Source organism: Arachnia propionica (genome assembly GCF_037055325.1).
Taxonomy (GTDB): domain Bacteria; phylum Actinomycetota; class Actinomycetes; order Propionibacteriales; family Propionibacteriaceae; genus Arachnia.
The window spans coordinates 1,276,913-1,290,105 of sequence record NZ_CP146373.1 but is presented as its reverse complement, the minus strand read 5'-3'; the positions used below and the strand labels follow the sequence as shown (position 1 = coordinate 1,290,105).

The 13,193-nt window shown below is 64.3% G+C and carries 13 protein-coding genes; 6 read left to right on the top strand and 7 right to left on the bottom strand.

What is annotated here, in order from left to right; all coding sequences use genetic code 11:
• Positions 1-267 precede the first annotated feature (267 nt).
• Positions 268-969 (top strand): DUF6796 family protein, encoded by a 702-nt coding sequence (locus tag V7R84_RS05970; RefSeq protein WP_338573084.1) that lies wholly within the window; start codon positions 268-270, stop codon positions 967-969.
• A gap of 11 nt (positions 970-980) precedes the next feature.
• On the opposite strand, the gene V7R84_RS05965 is transcribed toward V7R84_RS05970, so the two are convergent.
• The gene (locus V7R84_RS05965; RefSeq protein WP_338573081.1) at positions 981-3,224 is read right to left on the bottom strand and encodes an FAD-dependent oxidoreductase; all 2,244 of its coding nucleotides are present in this window, start codon (positions 3,222-3,224) and stop codon (positions 981-983) included.
• Between the two features lie 83 nt (positions 3,225-3,307).
• Here V7R84_RS05965 and V7R84_RS05960 point away from each other — a divergent pair, with 83 nt between their 5' ends.
• Both V7R84_RS05960 and V7R84_RS05955 read left to right on the top strand, forming a co-directional pair.
• Positions 3,308-3,940: a TetR/AcrR family transcriptional regulator gene (locus V7R84_RS05960; RefSeq protein ID WP_338573079.1), complete on the top strand. Its 633-nt coding sequence runs from the start codon at positions 3,308-3,310 to the stop codon at positions 3,938-3,940.
• A 193-nt stretch (positions 3,941-4,133) separates the two neighbouring features.
• Positions 4,134-4,355 (top strand): hypothetical protein, encoded by a 222-nt coding sequence (locus V7R84_RS05955; RefSeq protein WP_338573076.1) that lies wholly within the window; start codon positions 4,134-4,136, stop codon positions 4,353-4,355.
• Positions 4,356-4,433: 78 nt separating this feature from the next.
• Here the strand turns inward: V7R84_RS05955 and V7R84_RS05950 are convergent, their stop codons facing one another.
• Together V7R84_RS05950 and V7R84_RS05945 are read right to left on the bottom strand one after the other, a co-directional pair.
• Positions 4,434-5,789, bottom strand: coding sequence for a D-serine ammonia-lyase (locus tag V7R84_RS05950; protein ID WP_338573072.1), 1,356 nt, complete (start codon positions 5,787-5,789; stop codon positions 4,434-4,436).
• A gap of 145 nt (positions 5,790-5,934) precedes the next feature.
• The gene (locus V7R84_RS05945) at positions 5,935-6,372 is read right to left on the bottom strand and encodes a DUF5360 family protein (RefSeq protein ID WP_338573070.1); all 438 of its coding nucleotides are present in this window, start codon (positions 6,370-6,372) and stop codon (positions 5,935-5,937) included.
• Positions 6,373-6,451: 79 nt separating this feature from the next.
• On the opposite strand from V7R84_RS05945, the gene V7R84_RS05940 reads away from it, so the two are divergent.
• The 3 genes from V7R84_RS05940 to V7R84_RS05930 all read left to right on the top strand — a co-directional run bounded on the left by V7R84_RS05940 (position 6,452) and on the right by V7R84_RS05930 (position 8,752).
• Positions 6,452-7,009 carry a TetR/AcrR family transcriptional regulator gene (locus tag V7R84_RS05940; protein WP_338573067.1) on the top strand — a complete coding sequence of 186 codons (558 nt, stop codon included), beginning with the start codon at positions 6,452-6,454 and terminating at the stop codon, positions 7,007-7,009.
• Positions 7,010-7,112: 103 nt separating this feature from the next.
• Entirely contained in the window at positions 7,113-7,394 is a 282-nt protein-coding gene (locus tag V7R84_RS05935) for a hypothetical protein (protein ID WP_338573846.1), read from the top strand.
• Positions 7,391-8,752 (top strand): tripartite tricarboxylate transporter permease, encoded by a 1,362-nt coding sequence (locus V7R84_RS05930; protein WP_338573064.1) that lies wholly within the window; start codon positions 7,391-7,393, stop codon positions 8,750-8,752. Before V7R84_RS05935 ends, V7R84_RS05930 begins: the two co-directional genes overlap by 4 nt.
• 106 nt (positions 8,753-8,858) lie before the next feature.
• Here V7R84_RS05930 and fni read toward each other — a convergent pair whose 3' ends face one another.
• From fni to mvk, 4 genes are read right to left on the bottom strand one after another with little or no spacing between them, the layout of a single operon-like run.
• Positions 8,859-9,947: a type 2 isopentenyl-diphosphate Delta-isomerase gene (fni, locus tag V7R84_RS05925; RefSeq protein ID WP_338573061.1), complete on the bottom strand. Its 1,089-nt coding sequence runs from the start codon at positions 9,945-9,947 to the stop codon at positions 8,859-8,861.
• On the bottom strand, positions 9,944-11,038 hold the full coding sequence (locus tag V7R84_RS05920) for a phosphomevalonate kinase (RefSeq protein ID WP_338573059.1): 1,095 nt from the start codon (positions 11,036-11,038) through the stop codon (positions 9,944-9,946). Before V7R84_RS05920 ends, fni begins: the two co-directional genes overlap by 4 nt.
• Positions 11,035-12,018, bottom strand: a complete 984-nt coding sequence (mvaD, locus tag V7R84_RS05915; RefSeq protein WP_338573057.1) for a diphosphomevalonate decarboxylase — start codon at positions 12,016-12,018, stop codon at positions 11,035-11,037. Before mvaD ends, V7R84_RS05920 begins: the two co-directional genes overlap by 4 nt.
• On the bottom strand, positions 12,015-12,977 hold the full coding sequence (gene mvk / locus V7R84_RS05910) for a mevalonate kinase (RefSeq protein WP_338573055.1): 963 nt from the start codon (positions 12,975-12,977) through the stop codon (positions 12,015-12,017). Before mvk ends, mvaD begins: the two co-directional genes overlap by 4 nt.
• Between the last annotated feature and the right edge of the window lie 216 nt (positions 12,978-13,193).

Here is a 13,193-nt window from a genome sequence, read left to right as displayed (position 1 = left end):
GTGAAGGTGGTCGGTAGGGCCACGACTGCCTTGCAATGTGTCCGGGCGGCGATCCATCTGGATCAACCACCCCGAGCAGCAATCCGAGCCGTTTCGAGCAGGCCCCCGTCCCCAAACGCAGCATCCCACTCTCGTTGACGGGATCTTGGACCATGGTTCGGAACGTTTCCCGGTGAATCCGCGGCTTGACTGGGCTGGGATCGCAACGGTGCAGGACCAAGGTATCGTGTAGTCTACTTCGTCACCCGTGACAAGGAAGTAGTGCACATGCTGGTGACCTGGTCCATTATCGCTTTTTTGATCAGCGCCCTGTGCTGGATCGTTGGGGATGCCCTCATCGTTGGTTTCCGCACACCCGACCGGAACACATACGGTGAGTTCATCGACCTCATGGGCAACGACGCTTACGCCTTTTACACGCGCATTGACGAACCTCGCCTGAGGTGGGGTGCGCTGGTGGCGAACTACTCGGCACCGCTCATGCTCGCAGGCCTGTACGCCCACTGGGTGCTGCTGCGTGGTTCAGGTGTCGGCGTGACGGGAGTGGCGCTCCTGGGAATCGGATTCTGTCTCTCACCCCTCGCCCACGCATCTTTTTATCCCGTGGCCCTGGCCTCCGAGCGCGCCTACATCGCCTACAACGCAGCCGGGGATGGTGCGGAGCCGGATGGGGCGGTCTCGGAACATGCGCGCAGGCTCTACCGGTTCCTCATGGCCGCGTGGGTCCCTGCCATTGGGGTGACCGCGTTGGGCTGGATCCTGGTGTGCATCGCCATTGGTGCAGGAACCACCGCGTTCCCGTGGTGGTCCCTGCTCCTGACGCCCCCCGTCCAGGCCCTGCCGTGGTTCGCGCTCACGCGCCTGCCCTACCCGGGCAAACCCCTCCTCGACGGGGCGTTGCTCAACATCATCAACCTCGTGTGGGCCATCGCCTTTCTGCTCCTGATGGTCTCTTATCCGGTGGCCTGAACAGCCTTACGTCAGTACGGTTCCGTGAACAGGTGCTTCGCGTCCCGGCGTTCCAGCAGCGCCATACCGTCCGCGACCATCGCCGACGATCCGCACAGGTAGAACTCGGTTTCAGCGGGGTCGAAGTCCAGGGTTTCCAGGGTGTCGGTCACCCGACCGTGCAGGGCGCCGTCGACGTCCTCCCGGCTGATGCAGCGCAACACCGTCGGTGTTGGGTCGGGCAGCAGAGAGGTTAGGTCATCCTCGCCGGTGCGGCAACCGAAGATCAAGATGTCGTCATCCTTGCGTTCCGGGGTGGCGAACATCGGCAGGAACGGCGCCAACCCGGTCCCGGTGGCGACAAAGACCCGGCGACGATCAGACGGGGTCGCGGTGAACTGGCCCAGCGGAAGCTCAACCGTGGTGCGGGTCCCGGGCTCGGCGGTCTCAACGAACCGCGACCCCTGCCCGCGGGTCCGGGTGCTGATCAGGAACCGCACCTGATTTCCCTCGATGCCCGCGATGGAGTAGTCCCGCCAGGCGTTGTTGCCGACGTGAATCCGGGCGAACTGGCCAGGAGCCCAGTCCCCGACCTCCTCATCCACCTCGAAGCAGACCTCCCAGATGCTGTCGGTCAGGCGCTGTTTGGTCACCAGCGTGGCGCGATGCTTGCCCTCGGGTAGCGGCCATTCGGACGAACTTCCAGCCTCGGGACCGGAAGCGATGGCCGCACGGATTTCCGTGAACCCCTTGGGCCCCAGGATCTGACAGGCTGCCACGACGCCACCCATCATCGCACCTGCGACCCCGCAGCTACCCGCATCCTGACCCGATAGATACAACCCCTCCACGGGTGTGACCGGCCCGAACGAGAAGCGGTAGCGCTCCGGGGTGCTGGGGAGACCGTAGAAGGCTCCCTGTGGATGTGATGTGTAGTGCTCGACCGTCAGGGGGGTGGATACCTCCACGTAGTCGACCAGGTCTTTCAATCCGGGAATGGCGGTTTCCGCTAGGTCGATCAGGCCGCTCCCGATCCGCCGCTTGAGAGCGGAGTAGTCGGCGCCGCGATTACCCCGGGGGGTGTTGCGCCACGCCGCAAACGCATCGGCGTCGACGAAGGAGATGATCTCCGCGGTGTGGTGCGTCTCTCCCGACTTCACCGACGAGAACGAGACGAAGGCATTCCGGGGCGACCCGGACAACAGCGCATCGGACTGGCTCGGGAGGTCGTCGTGATCGAGGTCCCTGCTGACCCACACGTTCCCACCGGTCCCCCCGATGCTGCGAGGGTCGTCTCGCAAACCCAGGTAAACGATGACGGCTGAGGTGCCGGTCCCGATCTGCCGGATCGCGTCGCGCAGGGCGGCGGTGGCCGCCCCCACCGGGCCGTCGGTTGGTAGCAGGTTGAAAAAGGTCACGGGAGCGCCCGCGTTCGAGATCACCACTGGTGCGCGATGGATTCGTTCCTGGGTGACGGGGCCCCGGCGGTCGAGCACCCGGACCCCGACCGCCCTCCCGTTTTCTACGAGGATCTCTTGAACATCTTGGGCCACCCGAACCGCGCCACCGGCCTGCTCGATGCTCTTTTCGAAAGTGCGAGCTATCCGTGCGCTGCCGCCTGCGGGGAACCACCCGCCGTTCAAGTAGTGGTCGACGATCAACGCATGCTTGGCGAAGGCGCTGCGCGAGGGCGGCAACCCGTAGTCGCCCCACTGGCTGGCCAGCAGAGCCCGGAGCTCGGGGGAACGGAAGTGCTTTTTCAGATAGTGTTCCGTGGTCCCGAGCGCCGTCCGGCCGGATATCCGCTGAATGCCGTGCAGCAGCGGCGCGATGGGGCGGGGAACCATGTTCTTGGCGAAGCCAAGGGTGACCCACCTGTTGGCACTGCGAATATCGCGGAAATAACGGCGGATGGCCCGGACCTCGGTGGGAAAGGTATCGATGAGTTTCTGCTGGTACTCCACGGGATTGGAAGAGGCGGAGAAGTCGATGCCCGGGTAGACGAAACGGTCGTAGGCATCCGGCAGGCGGTTCCATGCCAGTTCGCCGTCCGAGAGGTAGTCGAAATACGCGCGCAGCTGACTGCCTGGTCCGACCTGCCCGATGTAGTGCACCCCGACGTCCCAGGAAGCACCATCGCGGCGGAACGTGTGTGTTTGTCCACCCGGTTCAGTGTGCTTCTCCAGCACGAGAACCCGTTTGCCCGCGATCCGAGCCAGCAGCTTGGCGGCGCTCAGGCCGCCTATTCCTGATCCGATGACGATGGCATCGTACATTCTTGCTCCCAATTTACTTGACAGTGTCAGGTGGCAGCTTAACGAATTCCTTGACGCTGTCAAGTGTGGCGTAGGCTTGGCCCATGACCAGGAGAGAGCCAGGTAGGTCGAGAGCCAGTGGGGCGGGTAGCCTGCGCGATGACCTGCTGCGCATCAGTCGAGAACTGTTGGATGAGGGGGGACCCGATGCGCTCAGCATGCGGGAGGTGGCACGTCGCGCCGGCTGTACTCATCAGGCTCCCTACCATTACTTCGCCAACCGCGAGGCAATCCTCGCCGCCCTCATCGAGGCGGGATTTGACGAGCTGGCCAACCGGCTGTGCGAAGCTCACGACCTGGCGGAGACCGAGGACCTCAGGACGGTGGCGGAGGCTTCCGGGAACGCCTACGTCGAGTTTGCGCTGACCAATCCGGGGGTGTTCAGGATCATGTTCCGCCGTGACATGTGCGATCCTGCAAGGTTTCCGGGGATCCAGGTGGCCAGCAGGCGAACCTACGACGAACTCGGCAGACTCGCACGGATCAGATTCGGCGAACACGCCATCCGTGAGCATGAGACAGCCCTGTGGGCGAGTGTTCACGGACTGGCGGTCCTGCTCCTCGACGGTCTCATGGCGGATGAGTTCCTGGCCCTGGAGGACCGACTGGCCTATGCACGGCGGGTGAATCGGTTGGGGTGTGAAGTGATGCTGGACCGCGACGGCGGCGGGGAGTAGGGCGTTTCGGGTTCCTAGGTCCTGGTATGGGCCGCCTTGCTTGAGCGGCGGCCTTGGGGTAGGACCGTGGTCATGGCGATCGTGCGCAGCGATTTCCTCGGTTGAACACGCCATAGTAAACCTTTGGTGGGTGCAGAACGTCCTGTACGGTGGTGGCCGATACCAATGCAAACAACACCTATAGGAGGATGCAATGGGAATCGGTGACAAATTTCAGGAGACCGTCGGCAAGGCCAAGGAAAGCGTGGGTGAAGCCGTCGGCAACGAGGACCTCCGCGCTGATGGGCAGAAGGATCGCGTGAAGGGCGGCCTTGGCGAGATCGTCGACAGCGCCAAGGAGAAGCTTGGTGACGTCGCGAGCGGTGTCGCAGACAAGGTTGAAGAGGTCAAGGACAAGATCACCGGAAACAACTAAGCCTGATATGTGTAAGGCCTCCGGGGAACCTCAACGGCCCCGGAGGCCTTATCATGTCCTGAATTCCTGGTGATCCTCTCAGAACTCCAGTAGCAGTTCGACCCCCTTGCGGAAATAGTCGTTCATCTCATTCGACGGCACCATCGATCCGCCCGTTGCCCAGGCCAGATGGGTCGCGTTCGTGAGCGTTTTCGGCGTCACCTTGGTGCGTTTCAGATAAGCAGGATCGGCCAGGACGCGCTGCGGACCGAGGAAGCCGGCGACGGCGGAGGGCTCCACCTTCAGGCCCTCGGTTTCCCGGAGGAGCGTGAGATAGCGGTAGAGATTTTCCTCGCTGACTGTGTAGTAGCCGTCGATGGCGTGCTCCAAGGACCTGCCGACGAAACCCGACGGGCGACCGACGGCCAGACCGTCCGCATTCGTGACGTTGTCGATCCCGAAGTCCTGCACACAGACTGCGTCGTGGAGGCCGGTTCGTACACCGAGCAGCATGCTGGGGGAGTGGGTTGGTTCCGCGAAAACCGCATGGACGGCGTCGCCGAAGATAGTTTTGAGGCCAAAGGTGATTCCCCCGGGGCCACCGCCCACCCCGCACGGCAGGTACACAAAGAGTGGATGCTCTTCGTCCACGGGGACGTCGAGGGCCTGGAGCTGGCCGGCCAGGCGCCGCCCTGCAACCGCGTATCCGAGAAACAGGGTGGTGGAGTTCTCGTCGTCGACGAAGTGCATCGACGGATCGGCTCTGGCCTGTTTGCGGCCCGTGGACACCGCCACCGAGTAGTCGGAGTCGTATTCCACCACCTCGACGCCATGCCTGTGAAGCATCTCCTTCTTCCAGGCACGGGCATCGGAGGACATGTGAACGGTGACCTTAAAGCCGAGACGAGCGCCCATGATCCCGATGGACAGGCCAAGGTTTCCGGTGGAACCGACCGCTATCGAGTGCTCGGAGAACAGCTCACGGGCTTCCGCTGAGTCCAGCTCCCGATAATCGGAGTCGTGGGTGATCAGCCCCGCGTCGAGGGCGATCCACTCCGCGTGGTGCAGTACCTCGTAGATCCCCCCGCGGGCCTTGATCGAACCGGAGACCGGCAGCTCGGCATCCATCTTCACCCAGAGCCTCCCAGGTATTTGGATGCCTTCTCGACGTTCGATTGCGGCCTGCATGAACGGAACCGCGTACAGGGGGGACTCGATGATTCCTGCAGAAAGCCGGGTTTCGGGGAAAACCTGTGCGATGTAGGGGGCGAAGCGCCTCAGGCAGGCCGCCGCGTCATCTATGTCGGCAACCGTGAGACCCAGCCCCGTCAGTGCGGCGTTGCCAGATCTGACTCCGGGGTTGAACCACGCCGTCTCCTGGTATGCGACGAGCTCCCGGATCAGGGGGAACTTTGCTTCCCATGCGGACGGTTCCTTTCCGGCGATGCTCGTCATGGCTGCTCCTGCGGTTGCCTCAGATCCGCTCCACAGCTTAGAGGTCTTCCAGTCCGGAGCGGTACTGAGGTTGCCTCGGGGGATGCGTCAGCCGTTTGGCTTTATTCCGGAGGTGTTCTTCTGATCAATGCCGCTCCTCTTTTGGTCATGGCGATGCCGTCCTGTGGCGACACAACGTGGAAGTGAGGAGTAGTCCTACTGGCATAAGTGTCAGCCAGAGGTTCACCAGCCACCACGAGGGAGCCCATGTGCCCCACAGTGCAAAAAAACTGATGGCCAACAGGCCCGCTGAGAAGGTGAGGGCCAGGGCGCACAGGAACAGCGGCGTCGACCAGCGATGCCTGATGGGTAGCAGTGACCATGTCAGCCCCTTCGTGACCGCAACCAGGTCCAAGGGTAGAAAAGACCAATTCCAGGCCAACAGGACATTGCCTGTACCCACCGAGATCACGCCGGCGGCAGTCAACGTCCAGTAAGCGAGCAGGCCGAGATCGGTGACGACGAGGAGTCCCTTCGCGGCGTGTTTTGTGTAGGCGTCGAGAAGGGCTGCGGTGGCGGGGGTCCTCTCGGGGATGGTGATCATACTTCCATGATACTGCACCGGACGTCCGGTTTTTTCTCTTGTGCTGTAGCGTGACCGGACATCGGCGGAAGGGGAAGTCATGGGTGACAAGGCGCAGGCGTCACGTGATGCCATTCTCGATGCGGCTGGTCGCATTCTTGTGCGCGACGGTGGCGACGCACTCACGATTGCATCGGTGGCGCGGGAAGCGGGGATCAGTAAGGGTGGCCTGTTCTACCACTTCGCATCGAAGAAGGCTCTCATTGAAGGGCTCGTGACCCGCTATGTCTCTGCTTTCGAAGAGCTGATCGCCGCAGCGGGGGAGGAACCTGGCGCTGCGACAAAGACCTACCTGCGCTCGGCTGAACACCCTGACGGGCCGGCGACGAAGTCGGTGGCAGCGCTGCTCGCTGCGACCGTGGTCAGCCCTGAGGCGTTGGAGTCCCTGCGTGAACGTTATGCCGATTGGCAGGCCCGGCTTGATCGGGACGGCGTCCCTCCAGGGGTCGCAGCCGCTGTCCGATTCGCCGTCGACGGTATTTGGCTGGCCGACGTGCTGGGACTTGCTCCAGTGACGGGTAGCCGCAGGTTGCAGGTGATCGAAGTGCTGGAAAGGCTCGTCCATGACGCTGACCGTCTACTCCCTGAGAAAACGTAACGTGTACCGGTCGTTTGGAGAAGCGATCAATCCGATGGAACCGCGGCGAGCCATGAATGGTGGGCTTGAGGGATTTGGAATACCATGACCGACCGTGCGCGATATGCCCGAAGCCGGACCCGAAGACCTGGAAGGTCGCAACATCGAGGTGTGGAACGATCTCGTCTCACCCAAGGATCTGATTGTCTGTCTGGTGGTGTCCGCGATCTGCGCCGTCGCGGCGGTTCTGGTTGCCTCGAGCGCCGGTGGGCAGACGCTCTACTGGGGATTGGGGGCATCGGTCATCGGTTTCGCTGTGAACTGTTTCCTCGTGACCCCCAAACGGGAGGTTGCGATCGTCGATGAGATGGTCTCCGTCGACACTGGCGAGGACGGTGCTAAGTGACCCCGGATCTCATCGGCATGATGCTGCTGGCGGTGCTTGGTGCCGTCGTGATCTACACCTTCATCGGTTTCATTCCCGGAACCGACGAGACGAGCGTCCTTGCGCCCATCACCCTGGCTGTCGTGTTGTCTGGCGCCCCGCCGGAAGTGGTACTCGCCTTCTTCGTTTCTGCGGTGGTGACGCTCAACCTGATGAACGGCATTCCCACCGCGCTGGTCGGCCTGCCGGGTGGGGTGATGTCGGCCCCGCTGATGGAACATTCTGTTTTCCTGCGCGACAAGGGCCTGGCATCCGACACGATCCGGAAAATGGCGGTGGGCTCCGCCATCGGAACCGTGGTCTCCATTCCCCTCAGCTTCATTCTGGCGGGGCTGCTGGCGCCCATAGCCGACCCCATCAAGGCCCAGACCCCGGTGATACTCGCTGCAGGAACGGTGCTGTTGGCGCTGCTCGGTACCAACCGGATCCTCGCTCTGGTGGCGATCATTCCGCTGGCCCTCATGTTCCAGGCACTCCCCACGCTGTATCGCTCGGCCAACATCATCGGCGAGAAGAGCAACGTCAACATTTCCTTCTTTCTCGGGATCACGGTGGGGCCCATGCTCATCACCCTGCTCGAGCTGCTCAATGCCAAACGCCGCGCGGCGCTGCCGCACGGAAGCAGGACCAGGACGACCCTCCTGCGCTCCGGGTTCGAGTCGCAGGCACTGATGCCGGGCCGCATGATCTCTCGTTCCGAGGGCAGGTGGAGCACCCTCATGGCTGCCCTCTCGACGCCACTGTTCGTGCTCAGCCCCGTCGGTCTGACTTTCCTGCTCGGCGAGGCATCGGTGGCTCGTCAGAAGGACCCTGTGCGTCGCGCGCAACGCGCAGTGACCGTGATGAGCTCATTGACGCACTCCACCTATCTTGCCGGCGTCATCATTCCGCTCGTGGCCCTCGGTATCCCTGTCTCCGGGGTGTCTGCGGGACCTGCGGGCCCGTTGTTCAACGCGCCCCCGATCCACGATCTGGACAACAATCTTCACCACCGGTTGCAGCTGCCCGGATTCGTCATCGCAGTCGCCGTGGGCGCGCTGATATCGGTCGTGATCACCTATGTGATCGCGGTCCGCTGGTCATCGCAGATCACCTACTTCGTCATGCGACGCATCCCGCACGAGGCGGTCCTGACGCTGTTCATGGTCTTCATCCTGCTGCTGGCCTACATCGACGCTGGCGTCCCGAACATGTTCGGGGTTCTGCTCGTCGGTGTGGTGTGTGGGGCGCTCAATCGGCTCGGCGTGTCCTATGGCGTGCAGTTCATGACGCTCTATGCGGCTCCCGGAATCGTCAGCGCCCTGGCCGCCCTCGCGTGAACTGGATCAGATCTCCATGAAACCGGTTGGGACGGGCTGCGACGAAGGAGCGGCTCGTGTCGAAACCGTGGTGTGGGGGCGGGCGCAGGGCGGTTCCGGCTGAGGCTCAGTGTCGTGAACGGTGGGTGAGCTGCGTCAGATCAACGCCCAGCAGGCGCGCTCGCTCGGCGGTTTCTCCTGTCACCAGCAGGTCCGTTGTGCGCAGCTGATCGACTTCGACTGCTCCCAGCAGGGTCATGAGCGTGCGCACGTGGTCGATCCAGGTGGTGAGCTCGACCCGAAGATCATCCGGCCCTTTTGTGACCAGGGTGCGCAGGAAATGACCCGAGACGCCGACGGCGCGCGCCCCCAGTGCGAGGCAACGCACGACGTCCAGCGGAGTGCGCACCCCCCCGGAGGCGAGCACCGGCAGACTGGTGGGTTCATCCCTCCACAGCGCATCCAGCAGACATAACACCGCCGACTGTCCCCAGCCGGTCAGGTACGAGTAGTCCCGGCGGGGGCGCCGCTCGTTCTCGATGGCGATGAAGTCCGTGCCGCCTGCACCCGCCACGTCGACGGCAGCGACGCCTGTGCGCTCCAGCATCGTCATTGTGTGGCGGGAAAGACCGAACCCCACCTCTTTGGCGACGACGGGAACGGGCACCGCCGCGACGATGGCCGCGATCCGTTCGGGCCAGTCACGGAAATCCTGATCCCCCTCAGGCATGACCAGTTCCTGAGCCACATTGAGATGGATCTGCAGGGCATTGGCCTCGAGCATCTCGACGGCACGCACCGCATCCTCCGGGGTGACCGTCGGGCCGACATTGGCCAGCACGAATGCGCGTGGGGCCTCACGGCGGATGATGCGGAAACCTTCCGCGCGCCCGGGATCCCGCAAGGCGATGTGCTGCGAGCCGCAGGCAATCGCCACTCCTGCGTCGGCGGCGGCCCCGGCCAGGCTGGCGTTGACCTTCGTCGTAGCCCGGGTACCACCGGTCATCGCATTGATGTAGAAAGGGACATCCCAGCGGACACCGAACACCGTGGTGCTCGGATCGGTCGAATCGACGGAGGTGCCGGGCAGGGCGTGGTGGATGAAGGAGACGTCGTCGAAGGCGTTGGGCCGGTCCCTGTCGTGCAGGCGAACGGCCAGGTGAAGGTGCTCGTCTTTCCGGGAAGCGTGTTCCGGGGTGTCGTGATCGGTGATCATGGGGTGACCTCGGGGTAGACATGGACTGACAGATCGAGGGCCTGGATGCCTGCTTGCTCCCAGGCGGCGCACAGGGCGGCAGTGTTCGTTTCGGGCGAGCACAAAGCGATTCCGCAGTCCCCGCCCCCGGCGCCGGAACTCTTGGCCACAGCCCCGTGTTCCTGGGCGATCTCCACGAGGCGCCGCAACTGAAGGGTTTCGATGGTGATCCCGCTGGTGCGGCTGAGATCGAGGAGAAGCCGCCGGTTCTCCTCGATCTGGTGCATGAATCCGGTCGGGTCGTTGTCCTCAAAGGCACACATCAGATGATCCAGACAGTCCTCACTGCCGCGCAGGAAAGCCGCGTAGGCTGCGTCGTCGCTCCTGTGTGCACCCGCCTGGACGTTCGCGACCAGGCCGGGGGTGGACGCAGGGGCGCCGGTCCATCCCACGCGAAGCCTTAGGTCAGGGGCTGGTAGGCGACGGATCTCCAGCAGCGGCCACTGCCTGGTCACCAGCCGAGTCAGGCCGTCTGGCGCATTCTTTTTCTCGGTTTCCTCGCGTAGCCAGTCGCGGTCAGGGGAGGTGTAGCCAACCCATCCGGTGAACGTGCTGGCGGCGATGTCGCCGCCGGAGCCGATGGGCTGCACGGCATAGCTGGCCAGCAGGGCCAGTTTGTACACGGCCAAGTCGTCCAGGGGAAGGCCGTAGAAACCAGCCACGGCCCGTACCGTCGCCACAGTCACCGCCGAGGAGGAGCCCAGGCCGAGCTTGCGTCCGTTGTCGTCGCCCAGCTCGCTGGAGACCTCCAGGTCGAAAAACTGCATCGTGCCGCCCGCTTCGCGCACCATCTGCTCGACAACGCGGATGGCCGAGACCACGTAGTCGTCGAACTGTTCCTCGACCTCCAACACGTCGTCCTCGAGACGTCGATGCCACGTCAAGGAGCGCGCCGCGTACAGATCGGAGATGATGCGGCCCGCGTGCTCAGCGAGCGTGACGCGGACGGTGATGAAGCGATCGATCGCGACCAGCACCGCGTGGTGGCCGGGCTCGACTACGGCGTACTCGCCGGCTATGTAGAGCTTTCCGGGCGCACTCACCGAGATCATGTGGTGGCCTCCTCGATGCGCACACCGCCGCCCGGGTACCTGACCGAGGTCGCCGCACCGGGGATGCGGTCCCGGAGAACCGCCGCGACCCGATCGGCATCCTTTCCGGCGGTGAGGACCTTCACGTTCGGGCCCGCGTCGATGGTGGCCCAGACGGGGAACCCTTCGTCACGCATGATGCGGACCGTGTGCACCACATCGAGTGTTTCCGGCAGCCAGTACACGACAGAGGGGCGCGCCGCGATCATCGTGGCGTGCATTCCTAGGGCGTTGGCCTCGACGACCTCACCCAGACGTGGCAGGTCGCGGGCGCGCACCGCTTCCAGCGCACCTTGCAGGTCCTCGCGGCTGGCCTCGACCCAGGCCGGATAGAGCGGTGAGGTACGCATGGTGTGGCGCATGGCCTGTGTGCTGCTGATGGTTTTACGTCCCGCCGAGACAACGACGACGACCATGGCCAGGTCCAGATCGCAGCTCACGGGTTCGGCGTAGGAGGTTTCGTCGTCGACGCCGGCGTTCCACAGCACCAGACCGCCGAAGATCGAGCGGGTGGCCGATCCGGAGCCGCGCCGGGCGAGCCGAGACAGCGCACGCTCGTCCAGGCACATGCCCACCGCGCGCGTGGCGGCCGCGGCGAGCGCGGCGAAACCCGCTGCTGAACTCGCCAGGCCGGCTGCAAGCGGCACGGTGGAGGAGGATGTGACGCTCGCCCGGATCGTCATGCCCACCCGGGAGCGCACGAGGTCGAGGAACCGGATAACCCGCTCCCGGGCCGTCCCGCCGGGAGGAGCGCCGTTGATGGTGACCGCGTCCTCGTCTCCTGTGCCGCCGTCGAAGGAGACCGTGGTGGTGGTCCGCGTTCCGCCAAGGGTGAGTGACAGGCTTGATGTGGCAGGGATCGTCAGCGACTCGTCTGCTTTGCCCCAGTACTTGATCAGGGCGATGTTGGTGTTCGCGCTGGCTGTCGCGGTGAGGGTCATTCGTTTACCTCGCTGACGGGCATCCTGTGAATCCATGTCGCAGATGCGCCCGAGTGCTCCAGGGCGGCACGGACGCGATCCGCGGCCTGTGCGCCATCAGCCAGGGCGATCACGCACCCACCAAGTCCACCGCCAGTGAGTTTGGCGCCCAGCGCCCCCGCCCGGCGGGCCGAGGCGGTGAGCTCATCCAGGATCGGCAGGCTCAGGTCGAGTTTCGCCAGCACCGTGTGTGCCCGGTCCATGGCCGCACCGAGAGCGGGAGCATCACCGTCACCCAGGGCGGTCACAGCCGTCTGCGCGAGCACGCCGAGTTCGTCGATGAGCGGCCCGATGGTTCTGGTGTTCTCCTCATAGCGTGCTCGCAGGCCACCGACGGCCTGACGGGTGCTGCCGTGGATGCCCGAATCTGCGATGACCAGGTGTGCTTGTTCGATGCGCTGGGTGAGGGGGTGCATTCGACCACCCTGGAAACGTATGGGGTGGGGAGAACTGGTTGTCGCCGCATCCAGCCCGGACGGTTTTCCGTGCGCCACTTGCTCGGCCAGCTGCGTCAGTGTGAACAGCTCGTCGGTGGAGGCGTCGCGCCGACAGGCGTGCAGGACGGCACGAATGATCGCGCCCGCCGCGGCTGCGGAGGAACCCAGGCCGCCTTCGTGGGGGATGTCGCTGCGTGTGGTGATCTCGAAGGACTGTGTGGGGCATCCCGAGAATTCCCGGGCTGCTTCGAAGGCCCTCACGACGCAGGCGAACCGTGGGTCGGCCTGGTCCATGGGGCCTCGGTGGCCGAGACTGTCCAGCCACGAGGGGCCGGGAACGGGCGTTGCTGTTGCGTGCATCGGCAGGTCGTGCAGCGGCACGGCTACGGCGGGATGCCCGTACACGACAGAGTGTTCGCCCAGGAGGATGGCCTTCGCCCAGGTGCGCCCGCGGCCCACGCGGGCGGGGGAGTGCCTTTCCAAATTTCTTTCCTTGCCTGTGACCCAGGTGCGCGGGAAACGGCCCGGGAGTCCCGATGCGTCGCTCCGCGCTGCTGACGGCCCTTGTGTTTCTCGGGATCGGAGGCGGGGCGGAAAAACAGTATCGACCCTCTCCGACCGGTTGCAAACCTTTCTCGGCACGGGGCGAGGGCAGGCAATGAACGCGAGAAGAGAAGCGGGCGATCGTTGTCCTCGAAC

Excerpts from the sequence above, each read along its gene's own strand:
- V7R84_RS05950 (WP_338573072.1), bottom strand. The coding sequence starts at position 5,789 with ATGACGAGCATCGCCGGAAAGGAACCGTCCGCATGGGAAGCAAAGTTC.
- V7R84_RS05920 (WP_338573059.1), bottom strand. The coding sequence starts at position 11,038 with ATGATCTCGGTGAGTGCGCCCGGAAAGCTCTACATAGCCGGCGAGTAC.
- fni (WP_338573061.1), bottom strand. The coding sequence starts at position 9,947 with ATGATCACCGATCACGACACCCCGGAACACGCTTCCCGGAAAGACGAG.
- mvaD (WP_338573057.1), bottom strand. The coding sequence starts at position 12,018 with ATGACCCTCACCGCGACAGCCAGCGCGAACACCAACATCGCCCTGATC.
- V7R84_RS05960 (WP_338573079.1), top strand. The coding sequence starts at position 3,308 with ATGACCAGGAGAGAGCCAGGTAGGTCGAGAGCCAGTGGGGCGGGTAGC.
- V7R84_RS05970 (WP_338573084.1), top strand. The coding sequence starts at position 268 with ATGCTGGTGACCTGGTCCATTATCGCTTTTTTGATCAGCGCCCTGTGC.
- V7R84_RS05945 (WP_338573070.1), bottom strand. The coding sequence starts at position 6,372 with ATGATCACCATCCCCGAGAGGACCCCCGCCACCGCAGCCCTTCTCGAC.
- V7R84_RS05955 (WP_338573076.1), top strand. The coding sequence starts at position 4,134 with ATGGGAATCGGTGACAAATTTCAGGAGACCGTCGGCAAGGCCAAGGAA.
- V7R84_RS05940 (WP_338573067.1), top strand. The coding sequence starts at position 6,452 with ATGGGTGACAAGGCGCAGGCGTCACGTGATGCCATTCTCGATGCGGCT.
- V7R84_RS05965 (WP_338573081.1), bottom strand. The coding sequence starts at position 3,224 with ATGTACGATGCCATCGTCATCGGATCAGGAATAGGCGGCCTGAGCGCC.
- V7R84_RS05935 (WP_338573846.1), top strand. The coding sequence starts at position 7,113 with ATGCCCGAAGCCGGACCCGAAGACCTGGAAGGTCGCAACATCGAGGTG.